General features: G+C 50.4%; 20 protein-coding genes and 1 pseudogene. 10 read left to right on the top strand and 11 right to left on the bottom strand.

Features of this window, described 5'->3' with window-relative positions; translation table 11 throughout:
- Positions 1-12: 12 nt before the first annotated feature.
- Genes LLF79_RS23305 through LLF79_RS23275 form a run of 7 tightly spaced genes read right to left on the bottom strand, consistent with a single transcriptional unit; the run spans position 13 to position 6,750 of the window.
- Positions 13-501, bottom strand: coding sequence for a tellurium resistance protein TerW (locus tag LLF79_RS23305; RefSeq protein WP_045295136.1), 489 nt, complete (start codon positions 499-501; stop codon positions 13-15).
- 2 nt (positions 502-503) lie between these two features.
- A complete protein-coding gene (locus LLF79_RS23300; protein ID WP_227880497.1) occupies positions 504-1,727 on the bottom strand; it encodes a DUF4236 domain-containing protein in 1,224 nt (407 codons plus the stop codon).
- 10 nt (positions 1,728-1,737) lie between these two features.
- On the bottom strand, positions 1,738-2,694 hold the full coding sequence (locus LLF79_RS23295) for an HpcH/HpaI aldolase/citrate lyase family protein (protein ID WP_045295132.1): 957 nt from the start codon (positions 2,692-2,694) through the stop codon (positions 1,738-1,740).
- Positions 2,694-3,773: a cysteine protease StiP family protein gene (locus LLF79_RS23290; protein ID WP_045295130.1), complete on the bottom strand. Its 1,080-nt coding sequence runs from the start codon at positions 3,771-3,773 to the stop codon at positions 2,694-2,696. Before LLF79_RS23290 ends, LLF79_RS23295 begins: the two co-directional genes overlap by 1 nt.
- Position 3,774: 1 nt before the next feature.
- The gene (locus tag LLF79_RS23285) at positions 3,775-4,548 is read right to left on the bottom strand and encodes a hypothetical protein (protein ID WP_045295128.1); all 774 of its coding nucleotides are present in this window, start codon (positions 4,546-4,548) and stop codon (positions 3,775-3,777) included.
- Positions 4,541-5,683 (bottom strand): phosphoribosyltransferase domain-containing protein, encoded by a 1,143-nt coding sequence (locus LLF79_RS23280; protein ID WP_045295126.1) that lies wholly within the window; start codon positions 5,681-5,683, stop codon positions 4,541-4,543. The genes LLF79_RS23285 and LLF79_RS23280 overlap by 8 nt, the downstream gene beginning before the upstream one ends.
- 8 nt (positions 5,684-5,691) lie before the next feature.
- Positions 5,692-6,750 (bottom strand): ATP-grasp domain-containing protein, encoded by a 1,059-nt coding sequence (locus tag LLF79_RS23275; protein WP_047365721.1) that lies wholly within the window; start codon positions 6,748-6,750, stop codon positions 5,692-5,694.
- A gap of 326 nt (positions 6,751-7,076) precedes the next feature.
- Between LLF79_RS23275 and LLF79_RS23270 the strand changes: the two genes are divergently transcribed.
- The 8 genes from LLF79_RS23270 to LLF79_RS23235 all read left to right on the top strand — a co-directional run bounded on the left by LLF79_RS23270 (position 7,077) and on the right by LLF79_RS23235 (position 13,621).
- A complete protein-coding gene (locus LLF79_RS23270; RefSeq protein ID WP_045295122.1) occupies positions 7,077-7,658 on the top strand; it encodes a TerD family protein in 582 nt (193 codons plus the stop codon).
- The gene (locus tag LLF79_RS23265; protein ID WP_045295120.1) at positions 7,658-8,827 is read left to right on the top strand and encodes a TerD family protein; all 1,170 of its coding nucleotides are present in this window, start codon (positions 7,658-7,660) and stop codon (positions 8,825-8,827) included. The genes LLF79_RS23270 and LLF79_RS23265 overlap by 1 nt, the downstream gene beginning before the upstream one ends.
- Positions 8,828-8,849: 22 nt before the next feature.
- Positions 8,850-9,305, top strand: coding sequence for a tellurite resistance TerB family protein (locus tag LLF79_RS23260; RefSeq protein WP_045295118.1), 456 nt, complete (start codon positions 8,850-8,852; stop codon positions 9,303-9,305).
- A gap of 23 nt (positions 9,306-9,328) precedes the next feature.
- Positions 9,329-10,369 carry a TerC/Alx family metal homeostasis membrane protein gene (locus tag LLF79_RS23255; RefSeq protein ID WP_045295116.1) on the top strand — a complete coding sequence of 347 codons (1,041 nt, stop codon included), beginning with the start codon at positions 9,329-9,331 and terminating at the stop codon, positions 10,367-10,369.
- Positions 10,370-10,417: 48 nt separating this feature from the next.
- The gene (gene terD, locus LLF79_RS23250; RefSeq protein WP_045295115.1) at positions 10,418-10,996 is read left to right on the top strand and encodes a tellurium resistance membrane protein TerD; all 579 of its coding nucleotides are present in this window, start codon (positions 10,418-10,420) and stop codon (positions 10,994-10,996) included.
- Positions 10,997-11,065: 69 nt separating this feature from the next.
- Positions 11,066-11,641: a TerD family protein gene (locus tag LLF79_RS23245; protein ID WP_045295113.1), complete on the top strand. Its 576-nt coding sequence runs from the start codon at positions 11,066-11,068 to the stop codon at positions 11,639-11,641.
- A gap of 59 nt (positions 11,642-11,700) precedes the next feature.
- A complete protein-coding gene (locus LLF79_RS23240; RefSeq protein ID WP_045295110.1) occupies positions 11,701-12,351 on the top strand; it encodes a hypothetical protein in 651 nt (216 codons plus the stop codon).
- Between the two features lie 16 nt (positions 12,352-12,367).
- Entirely contained in the window at positions 12,368-13,621 is a 1,254-nt protein-coding gene (locus tag LLF79_RS23235) for a VWA domain-containing protein (RefSeq protein WP_045295108.1), read from the top strand.
- A gap of 460 nt (positions 13,622-14,081) precedes the next feature.
- Here LLF79_RS23235 and LLF79_RS23230 read toward each other — a convergent pair whose 3' ends face one another.
- The 4 genes from LLF79_RS23230 to LLF79_RS23215 are packed head-to-tail and all read right to left on the bottom strand — an operon-like array spanning position 14,082 to position 16,188.
- The gene (locus LLF79_RS23230; protein WP_155404427.1) at positions 14,082-14,249 is read right to left on the bottom strand and encodes a hypothetical protein; all 168 of its coding nucleotides are present in this window, start codon (positions 14,247-14,249) and stop codon (positions 14,082-14,084) included.
- A complete protein-coding gene (locus LLF79_RS23225; protein WP_045295107.1) occupies positions 14,236-14,580 on the bottom strand; it encodes a hypothetical protein in 345 nt (114 codons plus the stop codon). Before LLF79_RS23225 ends, LLF79_RS23230 begins: the two co-directional genes overlap by 14 nt.
- Positions 14,571-15,674 carry a hypothetical protein gene (locus tag LLF79_RS23220; RefSeq protein ID WP_045295106.1) on the bottom strand — a complete coding sequence of 368 codons (1,104 nt, stop codon included), beginning with the start codon at positions 15,672-15,674 and terminating at the stop codon, positions 14,571-14,573. Before LLF79_RS23220 ends, LLF79_RS23225 begins: the two co-directional genes overlap by 10 nt.
- 28 nt (positions 15,675-15,702) lie before the next feature.
- Positions 15,703-16,188 (bottom strand): hypothetical protein, encoded by a 486-nt coding sequence (locus LLF79_RS23215; protein WP_131638990.1) that lies wholly within the window; start codon positions 16,186-16,188, stop codon positions 15,703-15,705.
- A gap of 253 nt (positions 16,189-16,441) precedes the next feature.
- Here LLF79_RS23215 and LLF79_RS23210 point away from each other — a divergent pair, with 253 nt between their 5' ends.
- Both LLF79_RS23210 and LLF79_RS23205 read left to right on the top strand, forming a co-directional pair.
- On the top strand, positions 16,442-17,554 hold the full coding sequence (locus LLF79_RS23210) for an HNH endonuclease (protein ID WP_224435157.1): 1,113 nt from the start codon (positions 16,442-16,444) through the stop codon (positions 17,552-17,554).
- A 162-nt stretch (positions 17,555-17,716) separates the two neighbouring features.
- A pseudogene (locus LLF79_RS23205) lies at positions 17,717-18,402 on the top strand (IS3 family transposase); the annotation flags it as partial.
- Positions 18,403-18,530 lie beyond the last annotated feature (128 nt).

The raw sequence follows: 18,530 nt of genomic DNA, 5'->3' as shown, positions 1-18,530 counted from the left end.
GGTTACTTTGTGTTAAGGGGATTCATTTTTCCGAATCTTCTCATTTTCACGGCTTTCCTTTAAAAGCTCGTCAATCACACGTTCCGTTATTTTTTCCACGGCCTCGCTTCTTGAGAGACCTTCCATATCCGCAAGCCTGTCTATCTTCCGCAGTATTTTCATACGCAGCGATAAAGAGACCGCTGTTTTTTTATCTTTATCCAGAATGACGCGGCCACCTGACTCTGTGCTTTTCAGTTCGGCATTCTTTGCCAGATCATCACTCATCCGTCGCAGCGTTTTTTTATCAAGGTTACCCGGCGTGATCATCTGGTAAGAGTGACTGGCCTTGCTGTACTTTATTTCTGCTGAATAGTCTTCCCTGAGTGCTTTAAGGGCCCGTGTCAGGGTTGGCTCTGAACATTCCAGGCTGGTGATGATATCGGCGGCAGGAACCGGTTTCCCGGTGCCCAGTAAATTAGCCAGAGTGAAAATGCGGACCTGTCGCGTATTGAGTTGCATCGTTAGTTAAAGCCTGCGTCAAAAAAAAGTGGTTCAATTGCCTGAAAGATAAATGTCGTGCTCATCTTTCTGATAACCGGATAGTCTCCAAGCGCTTCCACCGGATCCACATGTTCTATCCCGGCAAAATTAATCGACGCCATCTGTGCTCTGCTAAATTTGCATGACAGGATGTATTCGTCTTCAAGATACCCGGTCCGTTTACTGATGCGCTGGGTAAAACCTGAAACCACCACGTAGTCAAAGGGTAGTGTATGCAGGGCAATACCGGCCAGGCGCAACAGGCACCCATGAACATGGCGTGCGTAATTTTCTCGCTGTGCTTTTTGCGTCATGGCCTTTTCGGTGATTTCTGTACCGCGGGCATTCACACCGTAAGTTTTATCAGGCATGTCTTCTATCTCAGGCAGATCGACATCGAGCCAGACCGTGGACTGTTCAGGTTTGACTTCGAACGTCACCAGAGTTTCCCGTGGCCACTCAGTTTGCGCCAGTACCTCACCCAGTCGGGACTCAAAGAAAGCACTGTCCCTGCGAAACTGGTCACGGGCTTCAGCCTGCGATGCGATCAGCCTGCTTTCATGCTCCTTAGCCTCGAATTGCCAGTTGGCATACTGTTCAGCCCAGGCGGTGCGCTGCTGCTGATAGCGATGCTGGCGGAGCGTATTTTCTCGTTCCGTATCAGCCAGCGTCTGCTGCCATTGATTCCTGAGCTCCTCAAGACGCTCTGCACGGGCCGCATCGGATTCAAACCATTTCCCAAAAAATCCTGCACTAGTGCTCTCATCCGGTTGCTCTGGTAAGGGCATCAACTCAGGTTTCGCCGGACGTACCGGCGCCGGTACCAGCCAGGGTTTCTGACGACTGGCCAGATATTCTGTTTCCAGTTCGGACCAGCTGATACCCTGGCGGGGATCCGGCGTCAGCTCATGGATATTGGCAATACTGCTCACAACAGACATCAGTGCGCCCACTTCCTTTTCGAGCTCCAGCCGAATAGAAGGATCGGGTTGTGCGCTACGGGCAGTACGTGAGCGGGCTGAGCTATCCAGTCTGGTGCGATAACTCAGGCCGGTACCCGGCAAACCCAGGTTGGCATAAGTGCCCCGGCTACCAATGGATACAGACGCCCCCCGCGGTCCTACGCTGAGACTCGGTGCGCCGTTACTTAAGTTCAGCCGTACGCCGGGAATGATGTTGATCGTTTTACGAAATCGAAATCCCATTACGACATCCTCAGTTTTTCTGTGACAGTGGCATCAGTCTGATACCCTCTGCGCTTTGTTCCGGGATCATGCCATATATCCGGGCTCGTTCCAGTATGCTCGCTGCCCAGCGGCGATGCGTTGCCGGTTCGCACATCGCGCCCTGCGATTTGAATACAGCCTGAGTGGAGTTGAGGATCCGGAGCGCATCCGAATGTTCGCCTGCTGATACCTTCAGTGCGTTTTCGATAACATCAATCTGAGCAGGGTGGATGGCCGTTTTACCCACCAGCCCATGCGCCATATCAAGCGCCAGCTCCCGCGCCATAATGTCATGATCGTCAATATGCTCACAGACTGGCGCCGTCAGCGCAAAATCACGCGGACCGAATACTGACACCAGCATTTTAATCACGTAGCCCATAGGCCCGTCGTAAAGTGTCAGATTCCGCGGCCGTCTCAGCGAGACCACATTCATCAGGTCATTTCCGCCGATACGCAGGGCAATGAGCCGATCAAGGCATGGATGAGAAAGTAGCTTTTCCGCAAGTTCACGCATCCGGAGGACATCAAACACGTCGTCGGTTTCAAGGGTCGGCATAAGACAAAGGTGCGTGTCTGCCATTGCCGCCCACCATTCCGGCAACGAGGCCAGAGTGAATTTTGGCAGTACAAAACCGTCAACGGCGCTCAGGTCGACATTCTGAACCAGCCATTGCCCCATTTCCGTATGTCGCGGGCGAATAAACACCAGCGGCCAGTCCTGGTTACCGGCACGTAATTTTTCCTGGCTGAGGCGCTGCAGCAGCTGTCTCAGATTTTCCAGCGCCCGGGGGATATCTGTTTCACTGACCGCATCCTCCAGACAAATGACCAGCGAGCGAAGTCCCGGGATCTTGCCGTCCAGGATAGCTCCCTCAATATCGTAACGGGTTGCGGGCATGTACAGCGTGGCGCCAAGATTCCAGGGCGAGAGGCGATTTTTCATCAGAGCACCTTTTTAATAATGGTCACGGCCCGGTACTGGCCAAGTGCGTCACCCATTTCGGTAACGATGATCCCTTTATCGCGGGCCAGGCCTACCAGTAACTCGACATCCGGATCGCTGACTGAGCGTACAAACACATGATCGGGTACCCGGCGTAATACGGCGCGGGTTGCTTCAGCGATACCCGGTTTAATCCGGTTGATGCTGTCGACCGCATACCTGTCAGCAAGGAGGGCGATCACATCACGACTCTTCTGCCACAGACCGGTATTCGCTGCCATATTCCAGTCGAGCCCGGGTACAGCCGCGGGATCGAGTTTTTCGCGATAATCGGCAACCGTCCCGACCAGCAAGCGGCTGCATTCGTACTCATTCAGATGTTCGCACACGACGCAGCCGTGTAACCCTTCAGTAGTCCATACAGAGCGTGAAATAAGGCCTGATACCGGCGCCCCCATAATCCCGAACGGGATCAGCCAGTCATCATCGCTTGCCGCCAGCCAGGAGCAGCCACACGGGTCAGCGAGCACCACAAGGCGGGGGTGTTCCGGATAACCGCTGCGTCCTTCCAGGGAGCGAACCAGTTGACCCGTGATCGCGCCTTTACCGGTCCAGCCATCAACGAACACAATGCCATGTGTGCCATGACGGGATTCAATGATATCCAGGGCAGCGGTATCGATGCCGCGATCACGAATGATGCTGATCCCGTAGTGGAAGGATGTTTTCCCCATGTCCCGCAGCGTCTGATGCAGCATCACGCCCAGAGGCACACCGGCCCGGACGAGACTTGCCAGAATAATGGGTTCATCACCAAAGCGGTTGGCCAGTTCGCGGGCAAGTTGTGTTACTTCGTGTGCCAGTCGGGCCGCGCCACGATCCAGTGCGCGTGAGAATAGATCCAGATGCCAAGAGGTAGGGGCAGGCTCCTGGCTCAGCATGTCTGAATAATGCTTTTTGCCGGACTGGATCAGCGCCTCTTTTTGGTCAACCGGCGTCATTTCCATTTCAATGGGTTTGAGCAGGAACTGGACATCACTGGCGTCGTAAGAGCCCGAAAAAGGAATGAGTGGCTGCATCTTACAGTTCTCCAAAAATTTTCATTGAGACGGCTTCAGCGAACTGGCTTTGACGCGGGATCCCGTACCAGCTGCAGAGCTTCATAAAGCGGTGATCGCTAAGACTGTCACCGAGCCCAATCACCGGGAATACACCTCGCTCGGCACGTAATTTGTTCAGCAACCAGGTAACGGCCAGACCTTTTTCCACGGGATGAGGAAGCCAGGCAACATTGTTGCTGTTACGGTGGATATAGAAGTCCGCGACCGGGAATACCGCTTCAATCTCGTCTGCAATGGCATACAGCTCATCAAGCCGTGTGCTGTCGCGGTGCTTCATCACCAGATAGACGGGTGTGCCGTCATATTCATAGTTGAGTCGCGCCCAGGCGTTAATACCCCTGGCTTCCATCATCTCTGTGATCGCACGTTGCATGGAGATAAGCCTCTCTTCGTACTGCGCCAGGCTCTGCAACATGTGCGCTTTCCAGTCCTCGTCAGGCTGACCCTGTGGGTTCAGGATAACGGCACCATGGGTTGTAATCGCCCAAGAGTGGAAGGGGATCTGCACGCGGCTGATTTCTTCAGTGCCGCGGGCCGTCACCGGAATAAGTTCAGCCTGCTCCAGTAACCAGTCCACCAGCATGGACTGCTCTTCAGTCATGAAGCTGCGTGGCGCTAAACTTCTGTCCAGCGCTCCGGTTTTAAAGGGCTCCAGCGCGAGCTCATCCACCATTTTGCGTCGGGTCTGGAAGAGGGTGTCATCAAGGTCACTCAGGACAACGGGTTTATTCATAGCTAATAATCTCCACACTGGCGGCTACTCCTGCCAGCGTCTTCATCAGGTGACTGTCCACGCTGGCCGCTGGCGTCTCGGTGCAAAGCAGAACGCGATCAAACCGCTGGTGCGCAACGTTGTATAAAAAATTGGGAATGCCCAGACCATAGTTATCCGTGAAGGCAATAGCCGACTGAATGGCGAAGCCTGTGGCTATCGGTGATCGGGTAGTGGAACTGTAAAACGCATCCGCACCGGCCTCGGCCAGACGCTCAGCAAGCAGGAACGGTTCCCACACAAATTCACCTGTGCCCAGCACCAGCACGCGTTCTCCCGGTGAGATGGTGATATTACGGCCCAGGTCATTAGCGGGCGCCGTCATCCCCAGTCGGCCCCAGGACTGTTTGCCGGTGATGGGGAAGTTACCCCGGGAAGTCACATTCACCGCTGGCATTACCGGGACGGGCGCGTCCGGGATGGGTTCCCACTGCCATGCACCGCTGACCAATGACAGCGTGCGCACCGGCAAAGGACAACGCGTTTCCAGCGCATCACCACTCCAGTCGGTGAGTGTGACAGCCACAACCTGCTCCAGCTGTGGCAACCGGCCAGTATTGCGCAGTGCCGCAAGGAGATTGATGAAGGTGTTACCGGTTGTGGCTTCATCATCAATCAGAACCAGGGTTCGCGCTTCGGTCACTCTGCGGCGCATTTCCGCCTCAGCGGGCAGGTAGATCAGATGATCTGTCGCATGGCTGTGCTCTTCCTTAAATTCACACAGCAGTTCACCGTCCTGAGGATGGCGCGTTGAGGTCAGGTAAACGGAATCCGCGTACTGGTGGCGAAGTTCATCAAACACGCCAGCCCCGAGACCTACCGCAGTCTCGGCCATCCCGATAAACAGCACCGGTCCGGGAACGGACTCCGGAAACTGGCGGGCCAGACGCTGGTATGCCTGACGCATTGTCGAAGGAGGAACCGGAATATGTCTGCCCAGCACTTTGCTGACAAAGAGAAAAGCACGTTTCGGGTTATGGCGCTCAGCAATATCAAAAAGATCGTTAAGGGACATCTCGCCCCGGGCGCGTGTGACCTGAATCGTGCCGCATGACAATGCACGTCGATAAACAGTGTCTTCGTTCAACAGTGACATAGTGAGCCTTAATTAATACGGTTGGTGAGGTCGGCTGGATAGACGATGACATCGGTAATGGATCGCACCGTTGCAGGCTTGAAGGAAACCATCGCGTTATCCATCACTTCATTTTTCGACATCAGGCCCAGCTGGTGGAAGGCAAACAGCCCCGGCAGATTTACGCCGCTGCGCAACGTGTATCCAATCCCACCTGACGGACGCATATTCGTCTCAAGCAGCACTGGCTTGCCGTTGTGGTCATTACGCGTCTGCACATTGGTGAGGCCGTCCGCGTTCATAGCCCGGGCACAGTTACAGGCCAGCTCGTATGCTTCGCCGCAGTTCACCAGATACTGAAGCGCACCTTCTTTGCGACGTCCCACAGCTGCGAGGACTTCACCCTTGTGCGCCAGAATATCGACAGAATATTCGGGTCCAGGCAGATACGGCATCAAAACAAGGGGGGTAAACGTCTTAGCGGCGCTCAGCGCTGCAATATACTGGCCGGGTTTCACGATCCGGTTTTCCGGGTTGTTGAATACCGCCATGGAGGAGGCCTCGTCATCGAAACGCCAGAATCCCATGCCATAAATACCCGTGACGGGTTTGACACATAGCGGAGTATCCGCAAAAGGAGGATTAGCAAGATGGTCCTGCAGCGCCGAAATCGAGTTGATGCGTACAGAAGGGACGACCGGCAGTCCACATTGCTGCATAAAGTCAGCGAAAGTAACTTTATCGTCGGCAAGCGTCAGCCAGTCAGAAGCCGTCGCGCCAGTGGTGAGCGTAGTGCCCGACGCTTCGATTGCAGCACGATGCTGTTCGAACCACTGACTATTTCGTCCCGTATGAACAGCATTAATCCCGTGTTTCCCGATAGTGTCGAGAATGAAAGCAAGGCGGCTTTCCGGGTCAGAGGGTTCGATTAGCGCACAGTCAGCAACGGCAAGCAATTCATTACGTTCGTGACGATGAGAGGCATAAACAACAAGATTGAAGTTATTAAATTTAGCGAAAGACTTCATTCCCTGAATAATATCACGCTGTGATGAAAGTCCTTCCATAAGCCAAATTTTGTTTTTCATTTTTTAAGTTATTACCTGATAAGTTCAAGCTGTTAAGGCGGTTATGAGAGTCTAAGAATGTCTTAAGTTGATGTCAATCATAATATGATTGTTAAATGCGGGCATTTTCAACGCTGTGACTGTGATCATGCAGGGAGTTTATACACTTATATTTCAGCAACTTGAAAGATTTAAGTGCGCAACAATGTAGCGAAAATACAGCCCTGGATCAAAAAACCCTAAAAATTTGTTCTTGCCTCAGAACTTCATCATGATATGATTTTTTACGTTAGTGGATAAGCGTTATCTCTGGGTTAACTTTCTCATCACCATTTAAGGAAATAAATATGGTTTCATTAAGCAAGAATCAGACGGTTTCACTCACTAAACAATCTTCTGCACTCAGCCAGCTTCAGTTTGGTCTTGGCTGGGATCCAATTAAGAAAAAAGGGCTGCTGGGTGGGTTGTTTGGTGGCAGTGGTTCCATCGATCTAGATGCCGGATGTGTCCTCATGGACAGCGCCGGAAACAAAATCGACACCGTCTGGTTCCAACAACTGAAATCCAAATGTACGGCTGTTGTTCACAGCGGCGACAACCTGACAGGTGAAGGCGATGGTGATGATGAAGTGATCAATGTCAATCTGAGCAAACTGCCTGCAAATGTCGAGTACCTGGCCTTTACCGTGAACAGCTTCCGTGGTCAGTCGTTCAACGATGTCGATAATGCATTCTGCCGTGTAGTTGATCAGACCAACAAAGAACTCGCCCGTTATCAGCTGACCGAGCAGGGCGCCCATACCGGCATCGTTATTGCGTCCCTGCGTCGTAATAATGGCAACTGGGACTTCACGGCCCATGGCCACCCATGCCGCGGTCGTACCATTACCGATATGCACTCCGATATCGTTTCAACGGTAGTCCGCTAATGAACCTGACGCCGGGGGGCAATGCCCCCGTACCATCACAGGAGCTCCGGGTTCGAATCACCTCAGGTGGTCCGGTTGACGCCTCTGCGTTTCGTCTTTATGCAGACGGAAAAGTGCAGGGGGATGCGGATATGGTCTTCTACGGCCAGCTGCGCAACGATGATGGCACTGTCAGCCTGGTGAGTGAGGGACAGTATTCAACATTTACTGTCGCTCTTAACCGGCTGAGGACCGATGTCCAGAAAATTGCCTTTACCGTTACCTGTGACGGTGGGCAGACCGTTGCTGGTCTTCGCAATCTGTCTATTGACGTAGAGCAGGGTGCAACCCGTCTGGTTAGCGGCGTCGTGGATTTAACGGGCCGTCAGGAAGCTGCGCTCATTCTGGGTGAATTCTATCGTCGTAATAACGAGTGGAAATTCCGCTTCGTTGCTCAGGGTTTCAATGGCGGACTAAAGCCGCTGGCGGAACACTTTGGTGTTGATATCGCAGACTCACCGGCTCCGGACACTACAACTGCGCCGCCTGCCGTTACGCCACCAGCACCAGCTCCGGCAGCTAATAAAGTAAGCCTGAGCAAGGTTTCCCTGACCAAGGAGAAACCAGCAATCAGCCTGGCCAAACGCGATAACTTTGGCGAGATCCGTATCAATCTTAACTGGAATCGCGCAAGCGGCAGCTCAGGACTGAGGGGCATGTTTGGTTCCAAAGGGATTGATCTGGATCTGGGTGCCTTTGTAGAGCTGGAAGACGGTTACAAATCGGTAATACAGGCGCTGGGTAATGCCTTCGGTGATTATCATGACGAACCTTATGTTCAGCTGCAGGGCGATGATCGTACTGGCGACAATGCTTCAGGTGAATGGCTGCACATCAACGGCCGCGAATGGAAGCACGTTCGTGAGGTCCTGATCTATGCCTTCATTTACGAAGGTGCGGCCAGCTGGGATAAAACAGATGGGATCGTCACCATCCATGTTCCGGATCAGCCGCCTATTGAAACCCGGCTGACAGAAGGCGATAACCGTCGCACCTTGTGTGCGATTGCCCGCCTTGTCAACGAAAATGGCGCCATCAAGGTGGAGCGAATCAACCAGTATTTCAAAGGCCAGTCTGAAATGGACAAAGCCTTTAACTGGGGCTTTCGCTGGAGCGCCGGTTCTAAATAACGTCACATCAAAGGATTTAACCATGAGTTTTTTCGACAAAGTTAAAGGTGCGCTTAATTCCGGGCGCGACGAACTGACCCGTCAGGTTGGCCGTTTCAAAAATAAGAAGTTCATGCAGGGTACAGTCGCTGTCTGCGCCCGTATTGCTGCCGCCAGTGACGGCGTAAGCTCGGAAGAAAAACAGAAAATGATGGGTTTTCTGCGTGCTTCCGAAGAACTGAAAATTTTCGATACCAATGAGGTTATCGAGTTCTTCAACAAACTGGTTTCAAGTTTCGATTTCGATGTTGAGATTGGTAAAGGTGAAACCATGAAGTACATCCTGGCGCTGAAAGATCAGCCTGAAGCCGCACAACTGGCATTACGCGTTGGTATTGCTGTTGGCAAAAGCGACGGTAACTTTGACCCGGATGAGAAAGCAGCCGCACGTGAAATCGCTGTCGCGCTCGGCTTTGACCCGGCTGAATTCGGCCTCTGAGATACATCCTTTAAAGGTAAATTATGGTTTCGACACATATTGGTTTTCCGGTTGAGACAGTCACAGTGTTTATTGCGCTGTCACTCGGTGCCATTTTCATTGACCTGTTCATGCACCGTCATGACAAGCCAATTTCGCTGAAAAGTGCCGCGCTGTGGTCCGTGTTCTGGGTCATTGTCGCGATGGCATTTGCCGGGTTCCTGTACGTTCACCACGGTGCTGAAGTCGCAAGCCTGTTTGTCACTGGTTATGCACTGGAGAAGGTGCTTTCTGTCGACAACCTGTTCGTGATGATGGCCATTTTCTCCTGGTTCTCGGTACCGGATCGTTTCCGTCACCGTGTGCTCTACTGGGGCATTATTGGCGCCATCGTCTTCAGGGGCATTTTTGTGGCCATCGGTGCTGGCCTGCTGAGCCTGGGGCCGTATGTTGAAGTGGTATTCGCCCTCATCGTGGCCTGGACGGCTGTCATGATGCTCAGAAGTGGCGGTGATGAAGAGGAAGTGGAAGACTATTCGCAGCATCTTGCATACCGGATGGTTAAACGCTTCTTCCCGATCTGGCCAAAACTTCAGGGTCACGCTTTCCTTCTCTCTCAGAAAGAAGTGGATGCCGAGCTGGCAAAACCTGAAAACAAAGATGTGACCATCGGTCGCGGTAAGAAAGCATGGCGCTACGCCACGCCGCTGATGCTCTGTGTGGCAGTAGTGGAGCTCTCCGATGTCATGTTTGCGTTTGACTCGGTCCCGGCCATCATAGCCGTCAGCCGTGAGCCACTGATTGTCTACAGTGCCATGATGTTTGCTATCCTGGGCCTTCGTACCCTGTATTTCGTACTCGAAGCCCTGAAGCAGTATCTGGTGCATCTGGAGAAAGCCGTTATCGTACTGCTGTTCTTCATCGCTGCCAAACTGGGGCTGAACGCAACAGACCATATCTGGCACCACGGGTATAATATTGCGGCCACCACCAGCCTGTACGTCGTGCTGGGTGTCCTAGCCGTCGGGATCATTGCAAGCGTCATGTTCCCGGGCAAACCAGAAACAGAGGGAAAGGAGAGCTAATCTCCTGAGAATTTCACTAATTCTATTACTAATGCATGAGGCTGAACTATGAGTGTTTCTCTTTCTAAAGGCGGTAACGTATCCCTGAGCAAAGCAGCTCCAACCATGAAAAATGTTCTGGTTGGTCTGGGCTGGGATGCTCGTTCCACTGACGGGCAGGACTTCGACCTGGATGCTTCTGCGTTTCTGCTGAGCGCCAGTGGCAAAGTTCGTAATGACGCAGATTTCATTTTCTATAACAACCTGAAGTCAGCTGACGGGTCCGTTACCCATACCGGTGATAACCGTACCGGTGAAGGCGATGGTGATGATGAATCCCTGAAAATCAAACTGGATACTATCCCGGCAGACGTGGATAAGATTGTGTTTGTGGTGACGATCCATGATGCACAGGCCCGCCGACAGAGCTTTGGTCAGGTATCCGGTGCGTTTATCCGCCTGGTGAACGACGATAACCAGACTGAAGTCGCTCGTTATGATCTGACTGAAGACGCCTCCACAGAAACCGCCATGCTGTTTGGCGAACTGTATCGTCACAATACCGAATGGAAGTTCCGTGCGGTCGGCCAGGGTTATGCTGGTGGCCTGGCTTCCGTGTGTGCTCAGTACGGCATTAACGCGTCCTGATAAAAGTCGCTTTTCTGTCCCCGGGCTGTTCATTCAGCCCAAACCCTAATTAATAGCAGGAGCTTAACAATGGCAGTTTCTCTCGTTAAAGGCGGTAACGTATCCCTTACTAAAGAAGCACCAACCATGAATGTTGCGATGGTTGGTCTGGGCTGGGATGCGCGTGTCACCGACGGTCAGCCATTTGACCTGGATGCGTCTGTGTTCGCGGTAGGTGATGACGGTAAAGTGCTTTCTGATCAGCACTTCATTTTCTTCAACAACAAAACCAGTCCTGACGGCGCCGTGGAACACCAGGGTGACAACCGTACTGGTGAAGGGGATGGCGATGATGAGTCGGTCAAAATTGATCTGACCAAAGTGTCAGCTGACGTTAAAAAACTGGTATTCGCTGTCACCATCTATGACGCCGAAGTCCGTAAGCAAAACTTCGGTATGGTGAGCAACAGTTTCATGCGCGTTTACAACAACGATAATGCTGCTGAAATCGCACGCTTCGATCTGTCTGAAGATGCGTCCACCGAAACCGCTATGATCTTTGGCGAACTGTACCGCCATGGCGCCGAATGGAAATTTAAAGCCGTAGGCCAGGGTTTTGCAGGTGGATTACCGGCGCTGGCATCCCAGCACGGTGTTAATATCTAATAATAATTACATACTCAACCCCGGTGCTGTCACTGGGGTTTTTTTATAGGTGTCTGCACATGGCAAAGAAAAAAGATGATGGTTCGGCTGTAATACTACTTTTTGTTGTAGCGTTTTTTGTGTTCCTGCCCTTTCTGATATTCGGGATGTTCTTCTACCGAAAATTAAAAAGAAAATACTCAGCAATACCAAACATCCAGCGTGTTTACGATATTGGCGTTCTGTTTAAAACGTTGGGTGCCTCCATTGCTGTAATTGTGGTTTCAGCCGTACTGGTTCTGCAACTGAGTGCACTTCCGGCTAAATTTGTATCGCCAGGAACCGCACATTACATTGCGAGAGTTTTATTCATTCTCTATCCGATTGTCATGATATGGCCAATGAAAAAAATGGCTGAGCGCATCGCCATTGAGTACTTCGGCATCGTCTTCAATGACAACGACAGAACAATTATCCTCCCAGCCGACATAGGCAATATGGGACTGGGTGACTGGCTTCGCCTCAGGTTCCTGAGCAGAATGGGCGAGCAGGACAGCATAGAGATACGCAAAATATCGAATATCACCCGAGAGAAAGGCGTCAATTTCTACATTCACGGTGATTTTGGGTCCCGCCGTATCAACTTTTCCAATAAACAAAAGCGTGACGAATGTCTTTCGGCGCTGCAGGCCAGAACCCGCGTAAAGGGTGGCAGAGACTACGGTTATTAAACAAGGAGCAGAAGCCATGCAATTACAGTCAGGTCAGAATATCCCTCTAACTTCATCCTCTATCACGCTCAACCTGCGATATCCGGTGCGACCGGCTTTTCGCGGCGAACCCGATACCTGCGTTTTCATGCTCAACGCACAGGGAAAGGTGAGTGGTGATAACGATTTCATCTTTTTTAATAATCTGAGTTCACCGGATGGCGCCGTTAAACTGACTCCTGGGACACAGCAATCAAGCGTGCATATTGAACTTAACCGTGTATCACCGGCTGTTCAGAAAATTGCCTTAACTCTCGTCATCGATGGCAGCGATACCATTACCGGCCTGCAGCAGCTGAGCCTGCAGGCACCCGGCATCGCATCATTCGATCCCGAGACGGCAGGGCGCAGCGAGAAAGCCATCATCGTGGCGGAGGTCTATCGTCATAACGGCAACTGGAAGCTCCGGGCGCTTGGCCAAGGTTTCAATGGCGGGCTTGAGCCGCTGGCCATCAGCTACGGTGTTGACGTGTCATCTCCAGCTCCGACACCGGCTCCTCAACCTTCAACAGCTCCGACGATAAGTCTTGAGAAAAAGCTGGAGAAACAAGCGCCACGCCTGGTCAGCCTTGCAAAAAAAGCGACCGTCAGCTTGACCAAGCACAAGCTTAATACGCTGCAGGCGAGCGTAGCGTTTGTGCTCGATGCCTCTGGCTCAATGACCGGAGAGTTTTCAAGAGGGCATGTGCAGTCTGTACTGGATCGCATCGCTGTTCTTGCCGTTCAGTTTGATGATGACGGTGAAATGGATCTTTGGGGCTTTGCTGAAAAGCACCGAAAATATCTGAATGTCACGCTGAGTAATCTCGATAATTATGTCGAAACCATTCAGGGGAGTGGCAAACGCTCAAGGTGGGAATTACTGCCTGGCTTGGGTGGTACGAACAACGAGCCACCAGTGATGGAGGAGATTGTTGATTACTACCGGGACAGTAAGCTACCTGTCTATATCGTATTCATCACGGACGGCGGCATCAGTAAAACAAAAGCGATAAAAGATGCTATTCGTCGATCCGCAAATTATCCAATCTTCTGGAAATTTGTCGGCCTCGGAGGTTCGAATTATGGCATCCTGAAAAACCTTGATGATTTTACAGATCGTAAGATCGATAACACGCACTTCTTTGCCATGGATAATTTCGCAACCGTTAGCGATGAAGCACTTTACGATAATCTTCTTGAAGAATTCCGAACGTGGATTGATGAGGCTAAGTTAAAGAATATTCTGTAATTTTGAAGGCCACGTGCCTGGTGTAATTCCAGGCATATTAAGATTAACCCAGGCAATTTAACTTAAGTTTAATTTAATATTTCCGGCGTTAATGGCATGTTAAAATGCTGTAAAGCGAACAAATACGCTGTTTATTTATTGTCCGGAAGGTATGGATGTCGTATCTTCCGGAATTCTTTACAATGCCTCGTATGATGACATTTTTGTACCAAGGACCGTTGAAGCTAGAAAGTTAACTCTGGCTAAACACTTAGCTACAGCTTTTTAAGCTAATTGTATTAGCATCATCAATATGCAACATATCCTTGATCGTAATACTATATCATTCATCTCTGGTCACTATCACGAAACCTTTTCTTTTTTGCCTCCTGCATCGCCTGATGCCTTCTTCGTCTGGGCACCTCATTGGCGCCAAATATAATAACAAAAGCAATTATTGCAATAACAACAAATAAAATAATCATTTTCCGTCCTTTTTGAGTTTTTTATCGATCCCATCTTCTTCCTTTTCAAGCGACTTTTTACGTCGCTTTTCAAGATGGTCCGAAGCTTTTTTTCCTGCAAAAGCTGATGAAATAGCCGTCACTAATAACCCAACAGCGGCCAGGATGTTTTTACTTTGTGACAAGACCATACTCCTCGTTCAGAAATGTGTAGAAGCCTTTGTCTATATTGCCATTATCGAAAGGTTCCCGGCCATGGACATCGATTAAATTATTACGCAATTTTTGTATCTGCGACTTTAAATCATCCACCGGCATTTCGCCAGAAGCGTACTCATATCTCAGCAGTTCAAGCGAGACAATCGTTTCCAGTTGGGCGACATCTGCAGCATTAAGATCTTTGCTTTGCCGCAAACGCTCAGCTGCTGCTGTTACTACAGCAGGCTCGCAACAATCATCGGAGTCTTCAAAATGATAAAAGTTTTTTGTATTAGTGGCATGGTTTACTAAGCGCATACAGTTTTTATCCAATCGTCAAAATTTGATTCGCTGTCATTAAGTACGGCAATAGATTTTTCATAATGAGTCATGACCTGACGATGCTGTTTATGGACTATCAACACCGAACGGGCGCTGTTCCAGAGGAACGGACCGGCAATAAGGTAGTTCAGCTTTCCGGTTCGTCCAAGAGTTCCTGTTACCAGCAGAAGCATCTGTATAACAAGCGCAGTGCCATAAGCGATCACCGCAAGTTGCGTCTTATGCAGCTCTTTTTCATCTTCAGGAGTATCCAGTCCCCTGTGGGCAAAAGCGCCATAAGATAGTAAGAGCATCTTCATAACAGCGTAGGTGGATGCATCAGCTGCGTTAATAGTTCCGTACTCATCTCCCAGAGCTTCCATTAAAGGATTCGAGGCTGCATACCCTGTAGCTTTGGTGGGGTCCTCTTTCCACTCTGTAAAAAAAGAAGAAAAGGGCAGAGGAAGACCTTTCGTTGTGGGTAAATCGGAAAGATAGTGGGTCAGAATATGCAGTATTGCCTTCAAATGCAGGCCGAGGCCACTGCTACCGGGAAAGTTACTTTCGAGATACTTGAGTACCAGGGAATAGACCGATTGCCCTCCGACATCTTGCCCGCCATACGTATAACCGTCAGGCAGTTTCTGATTGAGATTAAAGTCGTGCCCAAAGATTGAACGATGGTTACCACCTGCCCGGTAGTCTAAGGGACTGGGGCCTTTATCCTTAGGCTTAAAATTCTCATGCAGCTTTACGAATTTCTCTTCAAGTGCATCTGCATAGTGATTTGTCAGTTGCGCAGCTCCAACTCCCATGATCCCAATGCAGACTGCCACAACAATATCATTGGGATTGAGTGAACGATAATCTGTTGATATCTCCAGGTCTGCAAGCATCGTCTCGAAATCCACCGTACCGACTGCCATTTTGGCCCGTTCATCCAGGGACAAGTGCGCGGTGGTAGGATCAACTATAATTTCACCTGTGTGCCTCTTCACCAGATAGTCAAGGTTGGTCGCTCTTTGATCCCAGTAAGCATCTTCCGGTTCTGCTATGAAAACCGATTTAATTTTGTGCCATATTTTCGCCATTTCGTCCTCATGAGTTTACTAAGCGGAGCTATGTTCTAGGCTGGCTGTCCGTCAGCATGACGGAATAGTGGATGCCATGTGGCAGACTGATTAATAATGGCTTATTGAGTGTCAGCGGGATGGTCTGTGGTGCAAGTGGTATTGTCCTGACAACACCTCCTACCAGATGGGCATTCACGTATTGCTCGTGATCATAGTAATTTATCTCACCACTGATTTCGGCCGTACTGTTTCCTTTATGTGGGTAAAAATCGATATAGATCGTCGCTGCTGCAAATTTTCTGTCCAGATCAGAGGTGAATACTTTACCAGGCAACGGACGGAGTGCGTACAGTAGCAAATTACGGGTATTGTCTTTTTTCAGAAGGCTTTCCGCGGTTACAGTTACTGTGGTTGGTCCTGAAACTGGTGACCGCATTTCCGTTATCAGGTACTGCGTTCTGTTTTCTGAGGGCATAGAACTGCATCCCATCAGCGTAAGACTTAAAACAGCAACTCCTGTCATTCTGTACAATTCAAGTTTCCTTCTTTCATTATCATTAAATGATAGTCATTCTGTCAGTATCGGCATAGTTTGCAATTAGTTGATACTAATATGCTCAGAGGGTTTGAAAGGCAATACACATCCGGCTCATAAGTTGATGGTGTTAGTCACATCTGCTTTGGTTGTTATCCTTTAAGCTGGCTACTCCACTCCTCGTCCACTAATGATCACGCGCAACTTCCGCTTTTCACTCATAACCGCCTGATGCTATCCGGGGGATTTAGTGTCAGAATTGGATATTGCTATTCTCATGATATGTTCGTTGAAGGAGAACATTTTGAACCTGAGTAAAGATGGATACCCACAGGGTCTGTTAGTACGGGCAGTGTGGGACTGCTGTAATGAGCTTTATCAGAAACTCGGTCGAGCACCCTCCCGACAGGAATTCAATGATGAAATTGGCAAACGCGAACCCCATCGCATAGGTATTAGCACCCATTCCCGCCAGTGGGGAGAATGGATGCGTCATCATAATTTTTCAACGTTTGATGTTGATGTGTCTGGTATAATTCCTGAAGAAATGCACTATCCGCAATATCTCCGCGTATGGTATGCCGTGACACAACTGAATTCCGCTTCTGCTACAAATATTGTTAAGTGGATCCGTAACAGCAATGCCCCCCTGAAAGAGACCGAGATTCGCATTCAACTGGATGCATTAACCGTCAATAGCAACTCCCGGTATCGATATCTTGGTAGCCGAAAAAGCGCTCGGACTGACCTGGGTAGCCCATACGATTTGTTATTTCGTAGTGGAAACCTACGAAATACACGGTATGAACTGTATGTGCAGGAGCTGCACGGCATATGGGACATTGGCGATGATGGTAAGACGCCAATTCAGATTGCAGTCCCCAGGCCAGGCGACAGGATGGTAGTTGAAGCGAGAGATGAATTATTCAATGAATTGCCTGAAGATGAAGGTGACTTTCGCCTTAAAGCCCTACGCGAGGTAATTATTCGAGAAGGGCAACCAGTATTTAGACGAAAGCTCATTGAAGCTTATGAGGGTAAATGTGCAGTAACGGGCTGTTCAATCCAAGTGTTACTTGAAGCTGCACATATTACCCCCTACGCAGGAGCTTGGCATACCCGTGCTCAGCATGGGCTGTTACTGAAAACAGATATCCATACTCTGTTTGACCGCGGTTTGCTCTGGATTGATACCGAGTTGAAAATAAGGATATCAGAACAGTTGGCCGGAACAGAATATACAGAGTTAGATGGCCGAAATCTCAGGTTACCTAAAGATAAGCAAAACTGGCCGTTAACAACTCATCTGAAAAATCATCGCCAATATTGGATTGAAAATCGTAAAGACGTTGAAAGTGCTTAACGTTACTACTGTCTGCATCTCGCTCACAGCGGAACTTTATCTCTTAAGTCGGTCCGTTTTGAGCCAGAAGCGGACGTGGGAATTTTTGCCGACTTGTAAGTTGGACTGACCCCGCCCCGGTAGACGATCCTGCCCTATAGTTTTTGAGCATAGGAGGAGCGTATGGGCACACCACGATTTACACCTGAATTTAAGGAAGAAGCCGTCCGTCAGATAACAGAACGCGGTTATTCCGTTGCCGAAGTATCCGACCGTCTGGGCGTTTCTGCACACAGCCTCTACAAGTGGCTACGGGCTATCAAACCTGATAACAGCGAACAGCATGCCCGGGATTTACTGGAAGCCAAAAGCGAGATCCTGAAACTCCGGGCGCAGCTAAAACGCACCGAAGAAGAACGGGATATCCTGAAAAAGGCCGCGCGGTACTTTGCAAGGGAGCCCGACTGAAGTACCGCTTTATCAATGAACACCGCACTGTATGGGGTGTGATGACGATGTGTCGGGTACTGAATGTCGCCCGGGCCGGGTTCTATGCGTGGCTGCACAACCCGGTCTCGGCGCGTGATAAAGATAACCAGCGTCTGCTGATGCTTATCCGCGACTCATATTCACTGAGCGGAGGCGTATACGGTTACCGGCGGGTTCATGGCGACCTGAACGAAATCGGGGAAACCTGCGGCAAAAACCGGGTGGGTCGTATTATGCAACAAAACCGGATCAAAGCCGTACGCGGCTATAAAGCGCCGCGTCGTATCGCCGGCCGGCCTTCAGTGGTTGCCCCTAATCGCGTGCAGCGGCAGTTTACTGTTGTCCGGGCCAATCAGGTCTGGGTCACAGATATTACTTATAGTGTGCCCGGAGTTCAGGGCGGGCATGGATGCTTAAATGAACCGCGAGTCTGTCTGGAATATTGAACCGGTAACTCACGATGAGAAACCCAACAATCCCACCGGGTGTGACGGTGGAGAACCTGAGC

Origin of the sequence: Enterobacter cloacae complex sp. 2021EL-01169 (assembly GCF_020733125.1) — a bacterium.
Classification (GTDB): domain Bacteria; phylum Pseudomonadota; class Gammaproteobacteria; order Enterobacterales; family Enterobacteriaceae; genus Enterobacter; species Enterobacter roggenkampii.
Note: the sequence above shows the minus strand (reverse complement) of the source record. Positions and strands in the feature narration are given on the sequence as shown.

Bases quoted from the DNA above. Each gene is read 5' to 3' on its own strand.
- LLF79_RS23305 (WP_045295136.1), bottom strand. From the start codon at position 501: ATGCAACTCAATACGCGACAGGTCCGCATTTTCACTCTGGCTAATTTA.
- LLF79_RS23300 (WP_227880497.1), bottom strand. From the start codon at position 1,727: ATGGGATTTCGATTTCGTAAAACGATCAACATCATTCCCGGCGTACGG.
- LLF79_RS23295 (WP_045295132.1), bottom strand. From the start codon at position 2,694: ATGAAAAATCGCCTCTCGCCCTGGAATCTTGGCGCCACGCTGTACATG.
- LLF79_RS23290 (WP_045295130.1), bottom strand. From the start codon at position 3,773: ATGCAGCCACTCATTCCTTTTTCGGGCTCTTACGACGCCAGTGATGTC.
- LLF79_RS23285 (WP_045295128.1), bottom strand. From the start codon at position 4,548: ATGAATAAACCCGTTGTCCTGAGTGACCTTGATGACACCCTCTTCCAG.
- LLF79_RS23280 (WP_045295126.1), bottom strand. From the start codon at position 5,683: ATGTCACTGTTGAACGAAGACACTGTTTATCGACGTGCATTGTCATGC.
- LLF79_RS23275 (WP_047365721.1), bottom strand. From the start codon at position 6,750: ATGAAAAACAAAATTTGGCTTATGGAAGGACTTTCATCACAGCGTGAT.
- LLF79_RS23270 (WP_045295122.1), top strand. From the start codon at position 7,077: ATGGTTTCATTAAGCAAGAATCAGACGGTTTCACTCACTAAACAATCT.
- LLF79_RS23265 (WP_045295120.1), top strand. From the start codon at position 7,658: ATGAACCTGACGCCGGGGGGCAATGCCCCCGTACCATCACAGGAGCTC.
- LLF79_RS23260 (WP_045295118.1), top strand. From the start codon at position 8,850: ATGAGTTTTTTCGACAAAGTTAAAGGTGCGCTTAATTCCGGGCGCGAC.
- LLF79_RS23255 (WP_045295116.1), top strand. From the start codon at position 9,329: ATGGTTTCGACACATATTGGTTTTCCGGTTGAGACAGTCACAGTGTTT.
- terD (WP_045295115.1), top strand. From the start codon at position 10,418: ATGAGTGTTTCTCTTTCTAAAGGCGGTAACGTATCCCTGAGCAAAGCA.
- LLF79_RS23245 (WP_045295113.1), top strand. From the start codon at position 11,066: ATGGCAGTTTCTCTCGTTAAAGGCGGTAACGTATCCCTTACTAAAGAA.
- LLF79_RS23240 (WP_045295110.1), top strand. From the start codon at position 11,701: ATGGCAAAGAAAAAAGATGATGGTTCGGCTGTAATACTACTTTTTGTT.
- LLF79_RS23235 (WP_045295108.1), top strand. From the start codon at position 12,368: ATGCAATTACAGTCAGGTCAGAATATCCCTCTAACTTCATCCTCTATC.
- LLF79_RS23225 (WP_045295107.1), bottom strand. From the start codon at position 14,580: ATGCGCTTAGTAAACCATGCCACTAATACAAAAAACTTTTATCATTTT.
- LLF79_RS23220 (WP_045295106.1), bottom strand. From the start codon at position 15,674: ATGGCGAAAATATGGCACAAAATTAAATCGGTTTTCATAGCAGAACCG.